Source organism: Streptomyces sp. NPDC102490, assembly GCF_044765285.1.
GTDB lineage: Bacteria > Actinomycetota > Actinomycetes > Streptomycetales > Streptomycetaceae > Streptomyces.
This window is the reverse complement of record NZ_JBIWJU010000024.1, coordinates 1-22,175: the sequence shown is the minus strand read 5'-3', so window position 1 is coordinate 22,175 and position 22,175 is coordinate 1. Positions and strand designations below refer to the sequence as shown.

At 74.5% G+C, this 22,175-nt stretch carries 5 protein-coding genes; all 5 read right to left on the bottom strand.

Going from position 1 to position 22,175, the window contains the following annotated elements; all coding sequences use genetic code 11:
- Positions 1-3: 3 nt before the first annotated feature.
- Positions 4-8,289 (bottom strand): type I polyketide synthase, encoded by an 8,286-nt coding sequence (locus ACIRGB_RS35475; RefSeq protein WP_403873779.1) that lies wholly within the window; start codon positions 8,287-8,289, stop codon positions 4-6.
- Positions 8,290-8,517: 228 nt separating this feature from the next.
- Complete coding sequence (locus tag ACIRGB_RS35470) at positions 8,518-9,720, bottom strand: acyl-CoA dehydrogenase family protein (protein ID WP_403873776.1); 1,203 nt, start codon at positions 9,718-9,720, stop codon at positions 8,518-8,520.
- Positions 9,721-9,910: 190 nt separating this feature from the next.
- On the bottom strand, positions 9,911-11,422 hold the full coding sequence (locus ACIRGB_RS35465; protein WP_403873773.1) for an MFS transporter: 1,512 nt from the start codon (positions 11,420-11,422) through the stop codon (positions 9,911-9,913).
- Positions 11,423-11,490: 68 nt separating this feature from the next.
- A complete protein-coding gene (locus tag ACIRGB_RS35460) occupies positions 11,491-14,334 on the bottom strand; it encodes an aminotransferase class III-fold pyridoxal phosphate-dependent enzyme (protein WP_403873770.1) in 2,844 nt (947 codons plus the stop codon).
- A gap of 23 nt (positions 14,335-14,357) precedes the next feature.
- Entirely contained in the window at positions 14,358-22,124 is a 7,767-nt protein-coding gene (locus ACIRGB_RS35455) for a type I polyketide synthase (RefSeq protein WP_403873767.1), read from the bottom strand.
- Positions 22,125-22,175 lie beyond the last annotated feature (51 nt).

Here is a 22,175-nt window from a genome sequence, read left to right as displayed (position 1 = left end):
CGGTCAGGACGTGCCGAGTTCGCCGTCGATGAGGTCGAAGAGCTGGTCCAGCGCCATCCCGTCCAGCTCTCGGGCCGCATCGGTGGGTGCGGGGGCCGCTTCGCCCGGCCCGGTCGACGGTTGGGGCGGCTCGGCCGGGCCCAGGGCCGCGCCGAGGTGGGTGGCGAGTGCCGTGGGCGTCGGGTAGTCGAACACCAGGGTGGCCCGCAGGCGCAGCCCGGTCGCCGACCCGAGCCGGTTGCGCAGTTCCACCGCGGTCAGCGAGTCGAACCCCAGTTCCTTGAAGGTGCGCCGGGGGTCGACCATGCCCGGGGTGTGGTGGGCCAGCACGGTGGCGGTGTGCTCGCGGACCAGGCCCAGCAGGGCCTCGTCCCGTTCCTCGCCGGGCAGCCGGGCCAGGCGGTCGGCGAGTGAGGCGGTGCCGGTCGCGGCGGCCGCGGCCTCGGCCCGCCTGACCCGCTCGCGCACCACCACGCGCAGCAGGGGCGGCACCGTGCCGTGGGCCCGTACGGCGGTCTGGTCGATCCGGGCCGGGACGAGCAGGGCCGTGCCGGAGGCGACCGCGGCGTCGAACAGGGCCAGGCCCTCCGCCGAGGAGAGGGCCGCCAGGCCCGCGCGCCGCATCCGGCCGAGGTCGGCGTCGGCGAGGTGGCCGGTCATTCCGCTCGCCTGCGCCCACAGCCCCCAGGCGAGGGACACGGCCGGCAGGCCCCGGGCCGCGCGGTGCCCGGCCAGGGTGTCCAGGAACGCGTTGGCGGCGGCGTAGTTGGCCTGGCCCGGCAGCCCGAGGACGCCGGCGACGGAGGAGAACAGCACGAACATCGACAGCTCGTGGCCGGCCGTCAGCTCGTGCAGGTTCAGCGCGGCGTCGACCTTGGGCCGCAGGACGCGTTCGAGCTGCTCGGGGCGCATCGCCTCCAGGACGCTGTCGTCGAGCAGTCCGGCGGCGTGCACGACGCCGGTCAGCGGGCGGTCGGCCGGGACCGTCGCCAGCAGTGCCGCCAGCGCGTCCCGGTCGGCCACGTCGCAGGCGGCCACGGTGACCGTCGCGCCCAGCCCGGTCAGCTCGGCGGCGAGGTCGGCGGTGCCCGGGGCGTCCTGGCCGCGCCTGCTGGCCAGGAGCAGGTGGGCCGCCCCGTACCGGGTCACCAGGTGCCGGGCGAACAGGGCACCGAGGGTGCCGGTGGCGCCGGTGATCAGTACGGTGCCGGTGGTGAGGTCGGGCCGGGTGGCCGGGGCGGTGGTGGCCCTGACCAGCCTGGGGACCAGCGGCCGTCCCTTGCGGAGGGCGAGTTGCGGCTCGCCGGTGGCCAGCGCGGCGGGCAGCGCCGCGGCCGACGCCTCGTGGCCGTCCAGGTCGACGACGACGAACCGGTCGGGGTGCTCGCGCTGCGCCGAGCGCACCAGGCCCCATACGGCGGCGCCGGCCACCCCGGGGTCCTCCGCCCGGTCCGCCTCGACGACCATCGCGTCGCGGGTGAGCAGCACCAGCTTCGACGCGGCGAACCGTTCGTCGGCCAGCCAGTCCTGGACCAGCCGCAGCGCCCGCCCGGCCAGGGCGTGGGCACCGGCCGCGGTGGACTCGCCGGTCAGCGCGGCCAGCACCACCTCGGGCACCGGACCGGAGCCGGCGAGGGAGCCGAGGTCGGCGTGGGAGGGCACGCCGACCCCGAGTGCGTCGGCGCCGACGACCGCCCCGGGCCGCGGTCCTGGCACGGTGTCCGGCACCTGGGCCTCGATCCAGTCCACCCGGAACAGCGCGTCCGGGGGGCCCGCGGCCGGTTCGCCGGAGGGCATCGGCCGCAGCGCCAGCGACTCCACCGAGGCGACCGGCGCGCCGGTGCCGTCGGCCAGGAGCAGCGAGAACGTGTCGTCGCCGGCCGGCGTGATCCGCACGCGCAGCGTGGACGCGCCGGTCGCCCGCAGCGACACGCCCTGCCAGGAGAACGGCAGCCGGCAGTCCGGGCCGTCCCCGACGGCGGCGTGCAGCGCGGCGTCCAGCAGCGCCGGGTGCAGTCCGAACCGGCCGGCGTCGGCGGCCGGCTCCGGCGGCAGCGCGACCTCGGCGAAGATCTCCGTGCCCCGCCGCCACCAGGAGCGCAGCCCCTGGAAGGACGGGCCGTAGTGGTAGCCGAGCCCGGTCCAGCGGTCGTATCCGCCGTCCCAGTCCACCGGGACGGCTCCCGGCGGCGGCCAGGCGGTCAGGTCGAACTCCTCGCCCGGGCCGGAGCCGAGCACCCCGCCGGCGTGCCGGGTCCAGCCGCCGGACCCGTCCGCGGGACGGGCGTGCACGGCCAGGTCGCGGCGCCCGGCGCCGTCCGGCTCACCGACCGTGACCCGCACCGCGACCCCGCCCTGCGGCGGCAGCACCAGCGGCACCTCGCAGGTCAGCTCCTCCACCCGGTCCAGGCCCACCTCGTCGCCCGCCCGGACGGCCAGTTCGACGAAGGCGGCGCCGGGCAGCAGCACCGTCTCGCCCAGGCCGTGGTCGGACAGCCACGGCTGGGCCTGCCCGGACAGCCGGCCGGTGAGCACCAGGCCGCCGGAGTCCGGCAGTTCCACCACCGCGCCGAGCAGCGGATGGTCCGCCGCGTCCAGTCCGGCCGCCGCCACGTCGGCCGGCCCTCCGGACGGTGCCGCGTCGATCCAGTACCGCCGCCGCCGGAACACGGTGGTGGGTACGTCGGTCCGCCGGGAGCCGGGGAAGACGGCGTGCCAGTCGGGGCGCACCCCGCGCACGTACGCCTCGGCCAGCGAGGTGGTGAACCTCTCCAGGCCGCCCTCGCCGCGGCGCAGGGAGCCGACCGCGACCGTGTCCCCGGCGTCCTCGACCGCCGCGATCAGCGCCGGGTGCGGGCTGACCTCGACGTACACCGAGTGCCCCTGCTCGGCCAGCAGGCCGACGGTCTCGGCGAAGCGGACCCGGTGGCGCAGGTTGCGGTACCAGTAGCCGCCGTCCAGGGCACGGGTGTCCAGCTCCCCGGCGGTCACCGTCGAGTAGAACGGGATGCGGGCGGGCCGCGGGGACAGCCCGGCCAGCACCTCGGCCAGCTCGTCCTCGATCCGCTCCACCTGCGCCGAGTGCGAGGCGTAGTCGACCGGGAGCCGCTTGACCCGCACTCCGTCGGCCTCGCAGGCGGCCACCCACTCGTCCAGCGCGTCCACGTCACCGGCGACGACCACGGCGCCGGGGCCGTTCACCACGGCGACCGACAGCCGGCCGTCCCAGCGGTCCAGCCGGGCGGCGGCCTCCTCCTCGGACAGCGCGACCGAGACCATGCCGCCGCCGCCGGACAGGGCCAGGATGGCCTTGCTGCGCAGGGCGACGACCTTCGCCGCGTCCGCCAGGTCGAGGGCGCCGGCCACGCAGGCGGCGGCGATCTCCCCCTGGGAGTGGCCCACCACCGCGGCCGGCTCCACACCGCAGGAGCGCCACAGGGCGGCCAGCGACACCATCACCGCGAACAGCGCGGGCTGCACGACGTCCACGCGCTCCAGCGCGTCCGCGTCGCCGAGCACCTCGTACAGGTCCCAGTCGACGTGGGGGGCCAGCGCCTCGGCGCAGGCCCGCATGGAGGCGGCGAACGCGGGGGCCGAGTCGAGCAGTTCGACCGCCATGCCGGCCCACTGCGAGCCCTGGCCGGGGAAGACGAAGACGACGCCGCCCGCGTCCCGCGCGGTGCCGCGCACCACTCCGGGTGCCTCGGTGCCGTCGGCGAGCGCGGCCAGCCGGGCGCGCAGCTCGGGCAGGCCGGCGCCGACGACGGCGGCCCGGTGCGGCAGCCCGGAGCGGGCGGTGGCCAGGGAGAACCCCGTGTCGGCCGGGGGCAGTTCGGGGTGGGCGTCGACGAAGGAGAGCAGGGCGGCGGCCTGGTCGGCCAGCGCGTCCGGGTCGCTCGCGGAGAGCACCCACGGCAGTACGGAACCGGACTGCGTCCCGGGCTCGTGGGCGGGCTCCGGGTCGGGCTCCGGCGGCGCCTGCTCGATGATCACGTGGGCGTTCGTGCCGCTGATCCCGAAGGAGGACACGCCCGCCCGGGGCACCCGGCCGGTCCGCGGCCACGGCCGGGTCTCGGTGACCAGCTCCAGGGTGCCGGCCGACCAGTCCACGTGCGGGGTGGGCTCGTCGGCGTGCAGCGTCTTCGGCACCGTCTCGTGCCGCAGCGCCTCGACCATCTTGATCACCCCGGCGACGCCCGCGGCGGCCTGGGTGTGGCCGATGTTGGACTTCAGCGACCCCAGCAGCAGCGGGCGGCCCGGCTCCCGGCCGCGGCCGTAGGTGCCCGCGAGCGAGTCGGCCTCGATCGGGTCGCCGAGCGTGGTCCCGGTGCCGTGCGCCTCGACGACGTCGACGTCCGCGGGGGACAGTCCGGCACCGGCGAGTGCCTGGCGGATCACCCGCTCCTGGGCGACGCCGTTCGGCGCGGTGAGCCCGTTGGACGCCCCGTCCTGGTTGACCGCGCTGCCGCGGACCACGGCGAGCACCCGGTGTCCGGCGCGCCGGGCCTGCGAGAGCCGCTCCAGCACCACGACTCCGGCGCCCTCGGCCCATCCGGTGCCGTCCGCGGCGGCGGAGAACGCCTTGCAGCGGCCGTCCTCGGACAGCCCGCGCTGGCGGCTGAACTCCACGAACATGCCGGGCGTGGACATCACCGCGACACCGCCGGCCAGGGCCAGCGAGCACTCCCCCGCACGCAGGGCCTGCACCGCCAGGTGCAGGGCCACCAGCGACGAGGAGCACGCGGTGTCGACGGTGACGGCGGGCCCCTGGAGGCCGAGCGTGTAGGCGATCCGGCCGGAGGCGACGCTGATGGTGCTGCCGGTCAGCCGGTAGCCGTCGGACTCGGCGTGCGCGGCGTGCAGGCGGGGGCCGTAGTCCTGGGCCATGGCCCCGACGAAGACGCCCACGGGGGTGCCGCGCCGGCTGCCGGGATCGATGCCGGAGCGTTCCAGGGCCTCCCAGGACGTTTCGAGCAGCAGCCGCTGCTGCGGGTCCATGGCGGCCGCCTCGCGGGGCGAGATGCCGAAGAACTCGGGGTCGAACCGGTCGGCGTCGTGCAGGAAGCCGCCCTGCCGGGTGTAGGACGTGCCGGCCCGTTCCGGATCGGGGTCGTAGAGCTTGTCGATGTCCCAGCCGCGGTTGGTGGGGAAGGCCGAGATCGCGTCGGTCCCGTCCAGCACCAGCCGCCACAGGTCGTCCGGCGACTCGACGCCGCCGGGGAGCCGGCAGGCCATGCCGACGATGGCGATCGGGTCGTCGGCCGGGGCGTCCGTGACGGGCTCGGCCGCCTCCTGGTCGCCGGAGGCCAACGTGACCAGGTGCCCGGCGAGTTCGGCCGGTGTGGGGTGCCCGTAGAGCACGCCGGTGGGCAGGGTGAGTCCGGTCGCGGCGCTGAGCCGGTCGCGCAGTTCCACGGAGGACAGCGAGTCGACGCCGAGTTCCTTGAAGGTCGTCCCGGGGTCGACCGCGTCGCCGCCGGCGTGCCCGAGCACGACGGCCAGCGTCGAACGCACCAGCGCGAGGGCCTCGGGTCCGGTGCGGGCCGCGGCGCCGGGGGCGGGACCGGCGGCGGGTGCGGTCGCGGCGGGTTCTTCGGCCGGGGCACCGGCGGCGGGCGCGGCGGCCGGCGCCGGGTCCGCGGCGACGGTCCGGGTGCCGGGGCCGGTGAGCCAGTGGCGCTCCCGCTGGAAGGCGTAGCCGGGCAGGCTCACCGTAGCGGCGCCGCGCAGCGCGAACACCTGGGCCCAGTCCACCCGGACGCCGCGTACGTACGCCTCGGCCAGTGAGGTCAGGAACCGCTCGGGCCCGCCGTCGTGCCGGCGCAGCGAGCCGGTGACGACGGCCGGTCCTGCGCCGGTCTGCTCCACGGTGTCCCGCAGGGCGGGCAGGAGCACCGGGTGCGGGCTGCACTCGACGAACACCGTGTGCCCGTCGCCGACCAGCGCGGTGGTCGCCTGCTCCAGCTCCACGGTCTGCCGCAGGTTGCGGTACCAGTACGCGGCGTCCAGTTCGGTGGTGTCCACCGGCGCGCCGGTGACCGTGGAGTAGAACGGCACCGCCGACGGCTGCGGCCGGATGCCGTCCAGCACGGCCAGCAGCCGTTCGCGGATCGCCTCGACCTGCGGTGAGTGGGAGGCGTAGTCCACGGCGATCCGCCGGGTCTCCACGCCCTCCTCGGTCCACCGGGCGACCAGTTCGTCCAGGACCTCGGGGGCGCCGGAGAGCACCACCGACGAGGGGCCGTTCGCCGCCGCGACCGACACCCGGCCCTCGTAGCCGGCGATCCGTTCGCGCACCTCGGCCGCCGACCGCAGCACCGACAGCATCGCGCCGCCGCCGGAGAGTTCCAGCAGCGCCTGGCTGCGCAGGGTCACGACGCGGGCGGCGTCCTCCAGGGACAGCGCGCCGGCCACGCAGGCGGCGGCGATCTCGCCCTGGCTGTGTCCGACCACCGCCGCCGGCTCGACGCCGCAGGAGCGCCACAGGGCGGCCAGCGACACCATCACCGCGAACAGCGCGGGCTGGACGACGTCCACCCGGCGCAGCGCGTCCTCGTCGCGCAGCACCTCGCTCAGCGTCCAGTCGACGTGCGGCGCGAACGCCAGCTCGCAGGCCCGCATCGACGCGGCGAACTCCGGTGCGGCGTCCATGAGGTCGACGGCCATGCCGGCCCACTGCGCGCCCTGTCCGGGGAAGGCGAAGACGACCTTTCCGGGCTCGCCGGCCAGGCCCTCGACCACGCCGCCGACGGGCTCGCCGCCCGCGAGTGCCGCCAGGCGCTGCCGCAGCTGCGCGCGGTCGCCGCCGACCACGACGGCGCGGTGCCGGAAGGCGGTCCTGGTGGTGGCCAGCGAGAGGCCGATGTCCGCGGCGGACGCCTCCTCCTCGTCGACGGCGGCCAGCAGCCGGGCGGCCTGCGCGCGCAGTGCCTCGGGGGTACGGCCGGACACCGGCCACACCAGTGCGCCGGGCGTGGCCCGCGGGTCGGCGGCGGGGGTGGGGGCCGGGGTGGCGGGTGCGGTGGCCGGGGGTTCGGAGACCACCAGGTGGCAGTTGGTACCGCCCATGCCGAACGAACTCACGCCCGCGATCAGGGGCTTGTCCGGGTGCGGCCAGGGGGTCAGCTCGGTCTGCACCCGCAGCCGGAGGTCGTCGAGGGGGATCTCGGGGGGCGGCTCGGTGAAGTTCAGGCTGGGCGGCAGCATCCGGTGCCGGATGCTCAGCGCCACCTTGATCAGCCCGGCGATGCCGCCCGCGGCCTCCAGGTGCCCGATGTTGGTCTTGACCGAGCCCACCGGCAGCGGCGTCCGCGGCGGCCGGTCGCCGCCCAGCGCGGCCCCGAGCGCCGCGGCCTCGATGGGGTCGCCCACCTTGGTGCCGCTGCCGTGCAGTTCCACATACTGCACGGTGTGAAGCCCGACGGCGGCCCGGCGGTACGCCTGGCGGACGACCTCCTCCTGCGCGGCCCGGCTGGGCACGGTGAGGCCGGAGTGCTCGCCCTCGCCCGCGCCGTCGTTGTTGACGGCGCCGCCCTCCAGGACGCAGTAGATGTCGTCGCCGTCGGCCAACGCGTCGGACAGCGGCTTGAGTACGACGGCGCCGCCGCCCTCGCCGCGTACGAACCCGTTGGCCCGGGCGTCGAAGGTGAAGCACCGGCCGTCCGGGGACAGGCCGCCGAAGCGGGACGCGCCGAGGGTCGTCTCGGCCAGGATGTTCAGGTTGACGCCGCCGGCGACGGCCAGCCGGCAGTCGCCGCGGCGCAGGCTCTCGCAGGCCGTCTGGACCGCGACGAGCGAGGAGGACTGCGCGGTGTCCACCGTGAGGCTGGGTCCGCGCAGGCCGAGGTGGTGGGAGATCCGGTTGGCGATGATCGCGCGGCGGCCGCCGGTCATGGTGTGCCGGCCGATCCCGGCCTCGCCGAGCCGGTCCTGGAGGGTGGCGTAGTCGTCGTACATGACGCCGACGATCACGCCGGTGTCGCCGCCGCCCAGGTCCGCGGGGAGGATCCGGGCGTCCTCCAGCGCCTCCCAGGCCAGCTCCATCATCAGGCGCTGCTGCGGGTCCATCGCCGCCGCCTCACGCGGTGAGATCCCGAAGAACGCGGCGTCGAAGCGGTCGATGCCGTCCACGAAGCCGCCGCGGCGGTGCGGCAGCTCGGCTCCCTGCCACCGGTCCTCGGGCGCCTCGCGCACGGCGTCGATTCCGTCGCGCAGCAACTGCCAGAATGCGCGGCCGTCGACGGCCCCAGGCAACCGACAAGCCAATCCGACCACGGCGATCCGTCTCATGCTCTCAGTCAACAAGGTGCGCCGACCGGACTGCTTGTTTCACGGAGCCAAAAGTCGGGAGCGAATCTGGTGACCGACGGCAATTCCGGCGGAAAGCATTGCGTCAAAAAATAAAAATACGCACCGGTATTACCCGGCGACCGTTTACCTGCCCCGATCGCCGGGTAATGCCGGTGCCTCAACCGACTCAGACGGACGGCCACACCGCGAGAATGGCCGAATATCGCCTCAGTACAGCAGAGTCATGGACGGGCGGACGTCCAGCAGCGCGCGGCTGTAGTCCTCGAGAATCATGGGCGCGTTCAGCGAGGTGTGCCGGCTCATGACCGCCATGTCGCGCCACAGGCGCTGGAGCGGGTTCGACAGCGCGAAGGCGCTGCCGCCGACGACGTCGAGCAGCTTCTCCACGCCCGCCCGCGCCTTCTCGTGGGCGGACCGCTCGTGCATGCGGATCCGCGCGCGCTCCGCCCACGGCACCGCCTGGGTCTCCGGTATGCCGTCGACGGACCGGCCGATCTCCGCCAGGTGCAGGGCGGCGGTCTCGATGAGGTGCGAGGCCTCGCCGAACCACATCTGCACCGCGGGGGCGTCGGCGGCCTTCTCGTAGTTGACGTAGGTGATCGGGCGGCCCTTGGCCAGCGCCTCCCTGGTCACCTCCAGCGCGCCCTGGGCCGCGCCCACGATCGCGGCGAGCGACTGGGCGCTGCCCTGGATGAGCATGCTGTCGCGCTCGTCCTCGCCCGGCAGGTCCGAGAAGCCGAACGGGACCGACCGGCGGTCCGGCACGAACACGTCCTCGGCCACGACCGTGTGCGTACCCGAGCCGGCCAGGCCGGCCACGTGCCAGGTGCGCTCGATCTTCAGGTCCGCCATCGGGACGATGACGCCCACGAGGTCCGCGGTCGGCGTCTCGCCGTCGTAGATGTTCACCACCGGGATGTAGGCCCAGTCCGCGATCTCACAGCCGGAGCTCCACGGGAAGGTGCCGGTGATCCGGTACCCGCCCTCGGCCTTGTACGCCTTGGTGGTGCCCAGGTGGGCCGTGGAGATCACGTAGGCGTCGGGGCTGCCGTCGAACATGTCCGCGACCGCCTCGTCCGACAGCGCGTTGAGCGCGAACCGGGTGGAGGAGGTGTCGATGGCCAGGTTCCAGCCGGCCGACCCGCAGGCCTTGCCGACCTCGGCGATGATCTTGAGGAGTTCCGGCATCGACAGCTCGTACCCGCCGAACTTGGCCGGCGTCGTGAGCCGGAACAGTCCGGCTTCGCGCAGCGCGACGACCACGTCCTCGGCGAGCCTGCGGTCCTCCTCGGTCTTCACCGCGTTCTCCCGGATCAGCGGGGCGAGATCGCGGGCGCGCTTGACCAGCTCCGCCGCGTCGACCGCCAGTCCGGTCGTTCCGTCCGCCCGCTCACCGGCCACTGCAGTCACGAAGTCCTCCTTCGATTGCGGGGCGAAGGTCCTCACCGATCCGGGAGGGCTCACCGCACCACGTCCTGCGGCCAAGTCAATCGGCTGGGGCCCGGGGCGGCTAAGCGCCGGGAACCCAGAAACCGGCCCCCGCACTGGCACTTGGGACCAAGTGCCGGCGGACGGCCGGTTTCCGGTTCGGCGGGAGCGGTCAGAGGCTGGGCACGGCGGCCGTCTCCCCGACCTCTCCCTCGCTCTGCGCGGTCACGTGGCGGTCGAAGAGCGCACCGCAGACCACGGCTCCGACGAGGAAGACCACCGCACCCCAGAAGAAGGCGGTGGTGTAGCTCTCCACCGCCGCCTCCGCGGCCAGCTGCGGAGTCGGCGTCTTGCCCTCGATGAAGGAGTCCGCCGCGGTGATCGCCAGGGTGCTCAGCAGCGCGGTACCGATCGAGCCGCCCACCTGCTGCACCGTGTTGACCAGGGCGGAGGCGGCACCGGCGTCCTCGGGCTGCACACCGACCGTGGCGACGGCGGCGCCCAGGGACACCACCAGGCCGAAGCCGACACCGGCGATCAGCGACGGCACCAGGATGCCGCCGGCGTAGGAACTGTCGGTGGTGAGCCGGCTGAGCCAGAACGACCCCACCGCGGCCAGCACCAGACCGGCCGGGATCAGGACGCGCACCCCGAGCTTGGGCTCCAGGACCGGCGGGATGGTGGTCGCGCCGATACCGATGCCGACGATCATCGGCAGGAAGGCCAGGCCGCTCTCGATCGCCGAGAACTCCAGGGTGAGCTGGAGGTAGTAGGTCAGGAACAGGAACTGGACGAACAGGCCGATGCCCAGCAGGAACATCGCCAGGTACGCGCTGCCCCGGTTGCGGTTGAGCACGATGCGCACCGGCAGCAGCGGGTTCCTGGAGCGCAGTTCGAACAGCACGAAGGCGACCAGCAGGACCACGCTCACCAGGAGGTAGCCCCACACGTCCACGCCGCCCCACTCGCCGTCGTCGGCGTTGGACAGGCCGTAGGCCAGGAAGAACAGGCCGAGCGAGGCCGTCACCGTGCCCGGCAGGTCGAGCTTCTCCGGCCGGTGCTCGGCCTGCTGGTTGTGCATGGTCATGGCCGAGCCGATGAAGACGACCGCCGTGAAGATCACGTTGACGTACAGGCACCAGCGCCAGTCCAGCCAGTCGGTCAGCGCGCCGCCGAGGACCAGGCCGAGCGCGAGCCCGCCGCTGCCCAGGGCGCCGTAGACGCCGAAGGCCTTGACGCGTTCCTTCGGGTCCTTGAACGCGGTCAGCAGGAACGACAGCGCGGCCGGCGCGACGAGCGCGGCGAACGCGCCCTGGAGCGCACGGGCGGTGACCAGCATGGCGAAGCCGTTGGCCGCTCCGCCCAGCACGGACATGAGGCCGAAGCCGACGATCGAGATCATCAGCGACCGCTTGGCGCCGATCAGGTCGACTATCCTGCCGCCGAGCAGCAGGAGGCTTCCGAAGGCGAGCGCGTAGGCCGTGACGACCCACTGCCGGTCTCCGTCGGCGAACCCGAGGTCGGCCTGCGCCGACGGCAGCGCGATGTTGACGACCGTCGTGTCAAGGAAGATCGTTAACTGCGCGATCCCGATGACCGCCAGGATCTTCCAGCGATTGGCGTGGTGGGGGTCGGGGGGACCCTCCGACGCCACCTTCGGCTCGGCATCTGCTGACTCTGACATTCGACTTACCCTCTGTTGATCAGGCCGGACCATGGGGGACGGTTCGGCAAACCGGTCTTCGGCAGACGTCAGGTGGAGATCGTCTGGAATCCGTGCTGGGCGGCGAGTTCGACAATGGCGTGCACCTGCTCGCCAGTAATCGGTCCGTCTCCCGTAGATCCATTGCTCCCGGACAACGCGAGTGTGGCCACTTCCGCCACCCCTGCCAACAATTCACCCGCACCCAGTGAGGCACTGACGCCACGCGGCAGAATACCTTGATTGACTACGGAAAGCACACCGCCCCGAACGTAATGCACATCGTCTCGGGAAGTGGTCACACCAGACTCGGCACCGGAACCGAAAAAGGACACATCGCAGACGATCGCGCCATCCGCGAGATGTTTTTCGCCAAGTACCGGAACGGGGCTTGAATGTGCCGTGAACACCGCCTGGGCATCCCGCACCGCCGAGAGATCGTCCGTCACCGTGACGAACGGATTCACGTCGTACGTCTCGGCCAGGTGCGCGGCGATGGCCTCGCCGCTGGGCTCGTCGCCGGACCGTCCCGCGGCCAGCCAGCCGGCCACGAGCGGCTCGGCGGCCAGCAACTTGGGGATGCCCAGCAGGTCGCCACCGGCCGCGATCTGCTCCCACGCCTCCTGGTAGATGCGCAGTTCGGTGGCCCTCAGCCGGTCGGCGGAGCCCTCGCGTCCGCTGCCCACCAGGATGACCCGGGGGACCTCGGCGGAGATCATCGCGGCGAGGGCCGAACCGATGCGGCCACCGGCCCCGACGACCGCCACGGTCAGGCCGTAGACCTCGCCGTACTTCTCGACGCCGACCGTGTGGGCGGCGATCAGGGCCGAACCGACGGTCAGCGCGCCGCCGGTCGTCAGCTGGACCCCGGGCACCCTGAGCGCGCTGCCGTGACCGGCGGCCTGGCCGAGACCGAACCCGAGTCCGACGGTCTCGCAGCCGTCGGCCTTCGCCGCGCGCACCCGGCGGTCGAGGTCGGCGCCGATCAGGAAGGTGTTCCCGGTGACCTGGTACTCGCGCAGCTGTTCCTCGGTCACCAGCAGCGGGTACACGCTGAGGTCCACCGAGGTGCCCTGCGGCGAGTCGAAGCGGACCGGCGCGAAGGCGGGAAGGTCCTTGAGCAGTTCGGAGCGCCTCACGTAGGCGATCAGCCGGTCGTCGTCCAGGTCGGCCAGCGAGGGCTCGATCTCCCGCAGCGTGTCCGGGGTCAGCACGTAGCTGACCAGTCCGGCCTTCCGCTCGGCCGGGGCCGTCTCCTCGGCCGCCCCGGACCGGAAGTCGCGGATCTCCCGGGGCAGTTCCCCTGCTCCGGTCAGCGGGTGGACCAGCGGCAGCGCGTCCTGGTTGCGCAGGATCTCGCAGACCTGGACGAGACCGGTGCGCAGCTGCTCGATCTCCTCGTCGCTGATGTGGATCGACGGCTCGATCCGCAGCATGTTCGGCACGCTCGCCGTCGGGCCGGTGCGGATGCGGTGGGCCAGGTGCAGATAGCTGCCCAGCTGGAAGACGAGCAGACCGGCCTTCGCCCGCTCCCGGATCAGCGGCGACGAGGACTGGCTCTGGTCGGCGAACTCCAGCCCGATCAGCAGGCCGCGGCCGCGCACGTCGACGACGACGTCGGAGTACTCCTCGGCCAGCTCGCGCAGCATGCCGAGGATGCGCTCGCCGCGCTCGGCGGCGCGCTCGTAGGCGGCACCGTCCTCGGCCTCGAGCAGTTCGAGCGTGCGCAGCGCGAGGGCGGTGGTGAAGCCGTCCTTGGCGAAGGTCGAGCTGTGCACCAGCTCGAACTCGGGGCGGTAGCGCGACTGGCGGACCAGCATCGCGGAGGTCTTGCCGATGCCACCGCCGAGCGACTTGCCCAGCAGGAAGTAGTCGCCGACCAGCCCGATGTGGGCGCTGGCGAAGAACGCGCCGGTGCGCCCCATCCCGGTCTGGATCTCGTCGACGACGATCGGGCAGGCGATCTCGTCACAGATCTCCCGCAGGCGGGCGGCGTACTCGGCGGTCAGCTCGTAGATGCCGCCCTCGCCCTGGATCGGCTCGACGATCAGCCCGGCGACGACCGGGAAGTCCCGCTCGACCAGCGTGACCCGGCCGTCCACGACCCGCACGTCGAGCACGGTGACCCGCTGCTCGGCGGCGGCCTTCTCGAAGGCCCCGGCGTCGTTCGGCGGCACGAACCGCACCGCCGGGCCGAGCGCGGCGAAGGCCGCCCGGAACAGCGGGTTGTACGTGAACTGGGTGCTGCCGACGAGCTTTCCGTGGAAGGCCCGCTCCAGGGCGAAGAAGACCGGGCTGGTCCCCGCCCGTGCCATGTTGTGCGCGGCGACGGCGCCGAGCAGCGCGCCGAACTCCTCGGCATTCGTGGGCACCGGCACGTCACCGGGGAGCAGCGAGGTGTCGTCGGGCAGCTGGGCGGTGCCGCCGGCCACCGCGGCCAGCGCCGCCGAGGCGTTCCACTCGATCTCCTCGACCAGCGCCTTGATCCGCAGCGCGCGGTCGAACTCGCAGTGCTTGACCGCCGCCTCGACCGCCTCCGCACCGCTGTTGGCGAAGATGACCGAGTACGGCTCGGCCCCCGGCAGCTCCCGGCCGAGGATGCCGTTGAGCACCGCGCCGACCCGGTCGGCCACCGGGTGGGCGGAGTGCTGCGAGTGCACCGGGGTGCCGTTGTCCAGCAACTCCTTGGCGTGCGCCACGATCTGCGGGTGGTTGTGCCCGAGCATCAGCGAGCCCCAGCCGCCGAGCAGGTCGAGCACCTGCACTTCCGCGCCCGTGTCGTCCCGGTAGAACAGGGAGTTCTTCTCGGCCCGGACGTACTCGGCGTCCAGGCCGAAGGTGCCCAGCATTCCGGTGAGCAGTGCTTCGGCGTATCGCGTGGGTGCGTTCACCATGTCTCCTGATGTCTCCTGCGGTTTCAGCGGTTCGGCTGTGCGGTGGAGCGGCCCAGCTCCCGGTCGATGAAGTCCAGGACCTCGTTCTCGGTGGCGTCGGTCAGGTCGGTCTCGCCGGTGCCGGTGACCGCGTCGGGCCGCGCGTCGGTCCAGGCCTTGTTCCAGCGGGTGAGGATGGTGGAGAGCCGGGCGGCGATCTCGGTGTGCCCGGACTCCGCGTCCTCGGCTCCGTCGACCGGGACCGCCATCAGGACGGCCTCCAGCTTGTCCAGTTCCGCCAGGGCGGAGCGCCGGCTCGTCCCGTCGGTGAGGTCGAGCCGTTCGAGCAGGTGGTCCACGAGCACGCCGGGCGCGGCGTAGTCGAAGACCAGCGTGGTCGGCAGCGACAGTCCGGTCTGCTCGGCCAGCCGGTTGCGGAACTGCACGGCGGACAGCGAGTCGAACCCGGAGTCCCGGAAGGACACCTCCCACTGCAGGCTCTCCGGCGCCGCGTGGCCGAGCACGCCCGCCGCCTCGGCCCGCACCAGGTCGCTCAGGTACCGCTCGGCCTCCGCCCGGCTCATTCCGGCGAACCGGTCGGCGGGCAGGTCGGCGCCCACCTTGCGGCGCTCCGCGCGCGGCACCAGGGACCGCAGCACCGGCGCGACCGGCGTGCCGGAGCGGCGCAGCGCGGGCAGGTCGAGCGGGGCCGGCGCGACGACGGCGTGCCCGGTGCCGAGCGCGACGTCGAACAGGTCGCGGGCCTCGTCCTGGGCGATCACCCGCAGTCCGGGCCCGCCGCCCGCCACCATCCGGCCCCAGGCCAGCGAGACGGCGGGCAGTCCGGCCGCCGCGCGGTGCGCGGCCAGCGCGTCCAGGGCGGCGTTCGCCGCGGCGAAGTTGGCCTGTCCGGGACTGCCGAGCATGCCGACCACCGAGGAGAACAGCACGAACAGCGCGGGCGGCGCGTCCGCGGTCAGCTCGTGCAGGTGCCATGCGGCGTCCACCTTGGGCCGCAGCACGTTCGCGACCCGCTCCGGGGTCAGCCCGGTGAACACCCCGTCGTCCAGGACGTTCTCGGTGTGCACCACCCCGGTCAGGGGGTGGTCGGCGGGGACCTCGGCGAGCAGGGCGCGTACGGCCTCCCGGTCGGCCAGGTCGCGGGCGGCGACCGTGACGCTCGCGCCGAGGGCGGCCAGTTCCGCGCGCAGGCCCTCGACGGACGGGGCCGAGCCGGGCGGGCAGGCGAGCAGCAGGTGGGCCACGCCGTACCCGGTGACCAGGTGCCGGGCGAACAGCGCGCCGAGTTCTCCGTCGGCGCCGGTGACCAGCACCGTGCCGCCGGCGGCCGGCACCGGGGCGGGCGCGCCGGACGCGGTGGCGGGCGTGAGCCGCGGCGCGAACATCCTGCCGCCGCGCACGGCGAGCTGGGGCTCCCCCGTCCGGGCGGCCAGGAACAGCAGCTCGGCCGAGTCCTCCGCGTCGTCCAGGTCGACCAGGACGATCCGGTCGGGATTCTCCGCCTGGGCGGACCGCAGCAGGCCCCACACCGCGGCACCGGCCGGGTCGCGGACCTCGTCCCCGGCGGCGACGGCCGTCGCGCCCCGGGTGACCACCATCAGGCGGTTGTCCGGCAGATCCTCCTGCGCCAGCCACGACTGGGCCGCGTCGAGCGCCCGCCGTACGGCCCGGTGCGCGGCGGCCACGGGGCCGTCGGCCGGGTCCGGCGCGGAGGGCTGGAGGACGAGCACGTCCCACGGGGTGTAGGAGGCCGCCGCCTCGGCGACGTCGTCGAACCGCAGCGGCGCGAGATCGGCCAGGTCGCCCGGGTCGTCGCCGAGCAGCGCGAGCAGGCTCTCCGCCTCCTCGTCGTCCGCGTCCACCGGCTCGACGGGGACCCATTCCAGGGCGAGCAGCGAGGCCGCGCCGGCGGGCGCGGACGCCGGGTCGGCGCCCGCGGACAGGTGTACCGTTCCGGGCCGCACCGTCCCGGCGACCAGCACCGGCAGGCCGGACTCGTCGAACGCCTCCAGCCGGAAGGAGTCCGCTCCGGAGGGCGTGAGGTGCACGCGCAGGGTGGTCGCACCGGTCGCGTGCAGGGTGACGTCCGTCCAGCCGAGCGGCTGGCGGACCGTGCCGTGCGGCGCGTCGCCGAAGTCGCCGTCGAGCAGCGGCTGCACGGCCGCCTCCAGGACGGCCGGGTGGATGCCGAACCCGTCGGCACCGGCGGTCGCCCGCTCGGGCAGCCGGACCTCGGCGAACAGTTCGCCGCCCCGGCGCAGCACCGACTCCACGCCCTGGAACACCGGGCCGTAGCGGTACCCGGCGTCGGCCAGGTCCGCGTAGTCCCAGTCCACGGCGCGGGCCCCGGCGGGCGGCCAGACCGCCGGTTCGGCGTCCGGCAGGTCGACGGCCGGGGCCAGCGTGCCGGTGGCGTGGCAGGTCCACTCCCCCGGTGCGCCGCCGGTGCCCGGTGCGTCGGCGGGCCGGCTGTAGACGCCCACGGTCCGCCGCCCGGCCGCGTCCGGGGCGCCGGTCACGACCTGCGTCCGTACGCCGCCCCGCTCGGGCACGACGAGCGGCTCGGTGACCGTGAGGTCCGCCAGCACCGGGCGGTCGACGGTGTCGCCGGCCCGGATGGCCAGGTCCACCAGGGCCGCGCCGGGCAGCACCGGTACGCCGGAGACGACGTGGTCGGCGAGCCAGGGGTGGGTGGCGAGCGAGAGGTGGCCGGTGAACACCCACTCGTCCCGGCCCGCGACGGCGACCGGCTCGCCGAGCAGGGGGTGCCCGCCGGCCGGGCCGGCCGCCGGACGCGCGGCCTCGGCGGAGGCGGCCGGCCAGTACCGGTCCCGCTGGAACGGGTAGGTGGGCAGGTCGGCGCGGCGGGCCCCGGTTCCGGCGAACACGGCGGTCCAGTCGACGGTGGCGCCGGAGGTGAACAGCTCGCCGACGCCTTCGAGCACGGTGCGCACCCGTGACGTGCCGTCCTGGAGGAGGAGCACCGAACCCTCGATCGCCCGCCGGGTGCCGGACTCGACGAAGCGGGTCACCCGCTGCTCCCGCATCCACCGCTCGGCGGCGGCCGTTCCCCCGGTCCCCGGTGCCCCGGGCGCGTCGCCCGCGGCGATCGGCCGGCCGGTGCGCAGCGACACCACCGGGATGCGCGGTTCCGTGTACTCCGTACCGGTCCCGTCGGCGCCGGCGAGCAGCCGGGCCGCGTCGGCGGCCCGGAGGGCCCCGACGGCATGGGCGGCGGCCATCTCGCCGATCCCGGCACCGGCCACGCAGCCGAACGCGACGCCCCAGGACTCCAGCAGCCGGAACAGCGCGACCTCGGCGGCGAACCGGGCCGCGTTCTCGCCCTGTTCGCCCCCTTCGGCCGGCGTGCCCAGCTCGGCGAGGGTCTCGTCGTACGCCTTGGCGTACACCGGCAGGGTCTCGTACAGCTCGGGCTCGGGTCCGGCGGCGGACGCGCCGGTGAACAGGAACGCGGTGCGGCCGTCGTCGGCGGCGGGCGCGTCGCCGTCGGCGATCGCCCGCAGCGCGGTCAGGGCCTGCGGGCCGCCGCCGGTGACGAGTACCGCGCGGTGGTCGAAGACCGCGCGGGCGGCGAGCGAGGAGCCGACGTCGAGCGGGTCGGGGGCGTCGTCGGCCGCCGCCACGGCCAGCAGCCGGGCGGCCTGCTCCCGCAGCGCGGCGGGCGACTTGGCCGACAGCACCCAGGGCACCACCGGCAGGGTCACCGCCTCGGTCACCGCCACCGGGGCCGGTTCCTCGGGGGCCTGCTCCAGGATCACGTGGGCGTTGGTGCCGCTCAGCGCGAACGCCGACACCGCGGCCCGGCGCGGCCGGTCCCGTTCCGGCCACGGGCGGGCCTCGGTCAGCAGCTCCAGCGCTCCCGACGACCAGTCCACCGCGGGCGTCGGCGTCTCGACGTGCAGGGTCTTGGGCATCACGCCGTGCCGCATGGCCATGATCGCCTTGATGAGCCCGCCCGCTCCCGCCGCGTGCTGGGCGTGCCCGATGTTCGACTTCACCGAGCCCAGGCGGACCGGGTCGTCGGCCTGCCGGGCCCGGCCGTAGGTCGCCATCAGGGCCTCGGCCTCGATGGGGTCGCCGAGCTGGGTTCCGGTGCCGTGGGCCTCGATGAGGTCCACCTCGGACGGGGCGACACCGGCGTTCGCCAGCGCCTGCCGGATCACCCGCTGCTGCGACGGACCGTTGGGCGCCGTCAGGCCGTTGGAGGCGCCGTCGGAGTTGACCGCGCTGCCCCGGACGACCGCGAGCACCTGGTGCCCGTTGCGCCGGGCGTCGGACAGCCGCTCCAGGACGAACAGGCCGACGCCCTCGGACCAGCCGGTGCCGTCGGCGGACGCGTCGAACGCCTTGGACCTGCCGTCGGGCGACAGGGTGCGCTGCCGGGAGAACTCGATAAATCCGATGGGCTGGGCCATCACCGTCGCGCCGCCCGCCAGGGCCAGACCGCACTCGCCGCTGCGCAGCGCGTTGGAGGCGAGGTGCAGGGCCACCAGCACCGAGGAGCACGCGGTGTCGATGGACAGCGTCGGCCCCTCCAGGCCGAGGGTGTAGGAGATCCGGCCGGAACCGAAGGACGTGGTGGAACCGGTCAGCAGGTATCCCTCGGCGCCGCCCTCGGCCGCGCCGGCCCCGGCCCCGTAGTCCTGTGCGGTCAGGCCGGTGAAGACGCCGGTGTCGCTGCCGCGCAGCGAGTGCGGGTCGATGCCGCCGCTCTCCAGCGCCTCCCAGGAGGTCTCCAGCAGCAGTCGCTGCTGCGGGTCCATCGCCAGCGCCTCGCGCGGCGAGATCCCGAAGAACGACGCGTCGAACCCGGCGGGGTCGTCGATGAACCCGCCCTGGCGCGTGTAGAAGGTGCCGGGGGTGTCCGGGTCGGGGTTCCAGAGCCCTTCGATGTCCCAGCCGCGGTCCTCGGGCATGTCCGCGATCGCGTCCACGCCGTCGGCGACCAGCCGCCACAGGTCCTCGGGGGTGGTGACCCCGCCGGGGAAGCGGCACGCCATCCCGACGACGGCGATGGGTTCGTTCTCGCCGCCGGTTCCGGTGACCGAGGCGGCGACGGCGGCGGTCTGGGCCGGCAGTTCGTCGCTCAGCTCGGCCAGTACGTGCTCGGCGAGGGCCGCGACCGTCGGGTGGTCGAAGACCACTCCGGGCGACAGCCGCAGACCGGTCGCCGAGGAGAGCTGGTTGCGCAGCTCGACGGAGGTCAGCGAGTCGAAGCCCAGGTCGCGGAAGGGGACGGTCTCACCGACCCGTTCGCCGGGGCCGAAGCCGAGCACCGCGGCCACCGAGCTCCGCACCAGGTCGGCGACCTGGTCGAGCCGTTCGTTCCTGGGCAGGGCGGCCAGCCGCGCGGCCAGCGCCCCCTGGTCGCCCGCGCCCCGCCGGACCACCCGGCGGGACTGGCGTCCGACCAGGCCCCGCAGCATCGCCGGAACCGGGTCGGTACCGGCCCGCAGCGCCCTGAGGTCGAGCTGTACGGGCAGGCTCACCGGCCGGTTCGTCGCCAGCGCCCGGTCGAACAGCGCCGTTCCGGTGGCCGGGGAGAGCGGCCGCATCCCCGACTGCCGCAGCCGGCCGACGGCGTCGGCCCCGGACTGGATGCCGCCCTCCGCGTCCCACAGACCCCAGCCGAGCGAGACGGCGGGGAGCCCGTGGGCACGGCGGTACTCGGCCAGCGCGTCCAGGAAGTGGTTGGCCGCCGAGTAGCCGGCCTGGCCCGCGTTGCCGAGCGTGCCGGCGAGCGAGGAGAAGAGGACGAAGAGGGTGAGGGGGTGGTGGCGGGTGAGGTCGTGGAGGTGCCAGGCGGCGTCGGTCTTGGGGCGCAGGACGGTGGTGAGGCGGTCGGGGGTGAGGGCGGTGAGGATGCCGTCGTCGAGGATGCCGGCGGTGTGGATGACGCCGGTGAGGGGGTGGGTGTCGGGTATGGAGCGGATGAGGTGGTCGAGGGCGGTGCGGTCGGCGGTGTCGCAGGCCGCGATGCGTACGGTGGCGCCGAGTGCGGTGAGTTCGGCGGTGAGGCGGTCGGCGCCGGGGGCGTCGGGGCCTCGTCGGCCGGCCAGGAGGAGGTGTCGGACGCCGTAGTCGGTGACCAGGTGCCGGGCGAAGAGGGCGCCCAGGGCGCCGGTGCCGCCGGTGATCAGGACGGTGCCCCGCGGGTCGGGCAGGGGACGGCCCGCACCCGCGTCCGACGGGGGCTGCGGGGCCAGGCGCGGCACGCTCACCGCGCCCGCACGCACCGCGACCTGGTCGAGGCCCGCGTCCAGCACCGCGGGCAGGACCCGCGCCGAGGCCGGGTCGTCGTCGAGGTCGGCCAGCACGATCCGCTCGGGGTGCTCCGCCTGCGCGGACCGCAGCAGACCCCATACGGTGGCGCCCACCAGGTCCGGTGCGGTGTCCTCGTCGCCGGGCACCACCGCGCCGCGGGTCAGCACGACCAGACGGCTCGTGCGGAACCGGTCGTCGGCCAGCCACCCCTGCACCAGTTCCAGCACCTCGACGGCGGTGTCACGCACCGGCGCGAGGACCTCGCCGCCGGGCGGGGCGGCGTAACCGGCGACCAGGACGTCGACCCCGGCCGCGTCCGCCAGCGTGTCGTGGCGCTCGGCCCCGAGCGCTTCGGCGAACTCCCCGCCGACGGTGCCGAGCAGGGCCCACCGTCCGGACGGCTCGACCGGGCTCAGCTCGGCCGGGGTCCAGTCGAGGCCGTAGAGGGAGCGGGCGCTCTCGTCGTGGCCCTCCGGCTGGTCGGCGGAGACCGGGCGGGCCTCCACCGACCGCACCTCGGCGACCGGCCGGCCCGTCTCGTCGGCGAGCTGCACGTGGCAGGAGGTCGCGGAGTCGGCCTCGCCGTCGATGACCATCCGCACCCGCAGCCTGGTCGCACCGGTGGCGTAGAGGCTGATCCCGCTCCACACGAACGGCAGCAGGAGGGTGAACTCCTCGCCGGCGTCGTTGATCGCGGCGACCACCCGAGGGTGGATGGCCGCGTCGAACAGACCGGGGTGGATGCCGAACCCGGTGGTGTCGGTGCCCTCCGGCAGGCCGACCTCGGCGAAGTACTCGGCGCCGGCGGCACCGGGGCGGTGCCACAGCGTCTCCAGGCCGCGGAAGAGCGGGCCGTAGACGTAGCCGTTCTCCGCGAGCCGGTCGTAGAAGCCGTCCGTCGGCACCGGCCGGGCGTCCGCGGGCGGCCAGGCGCCCAGGTCGAACTCCGGCTCGGGGGCCTCGGCCGCCAGTGTGCCGGTGGCGTGGCAGACCCACTCGTCGCCGGTCTCCAGGCAGGAGTGGATCGCGAACGGCCGGTCCCCGCCGTCCTGCGGCTCCTTCACCACGAGCTGGACCCGTACGCCGCCGGTCTCGGGGACGCGCAGCGGAGCGGTGACGACCATCTCGGCCACCGAGGCGCAGCCGGCCTCGTCGGCGGCGCGGACCGCCATGTCGATCAGGGCCACGCCCGGCACCAGGGCCCGGCCGCCCAGCTCGTGCTCGGCGACCCAGGCGTGGGTACGGGCGGACAGCCGGCCGGTGAAGACGTACTCGTCGGTGTCGGCGACCCGGACCACGGCGTCCAGCATCTGGTGTCCGGCGGCCTCCTGGCCCGCCGAGACGACGTCGCCCGTGGACGACTGCGGCAGCCAGTAGGGGCGGTGCTGGAAGGGATAGGTGGGCAGATCGGTCACCCGGGCCCCCGACCCCGCATACAGTGCGGCCCAGTCCACCGCCTGCCCGGCCACGAACAGCCGGGCCAAACCGGTCAGCGCTGTTTCCACCTGCGGCCGGTCACGCCGCTGCAACGCCACGAACTGCGCGTCGGCCACCGA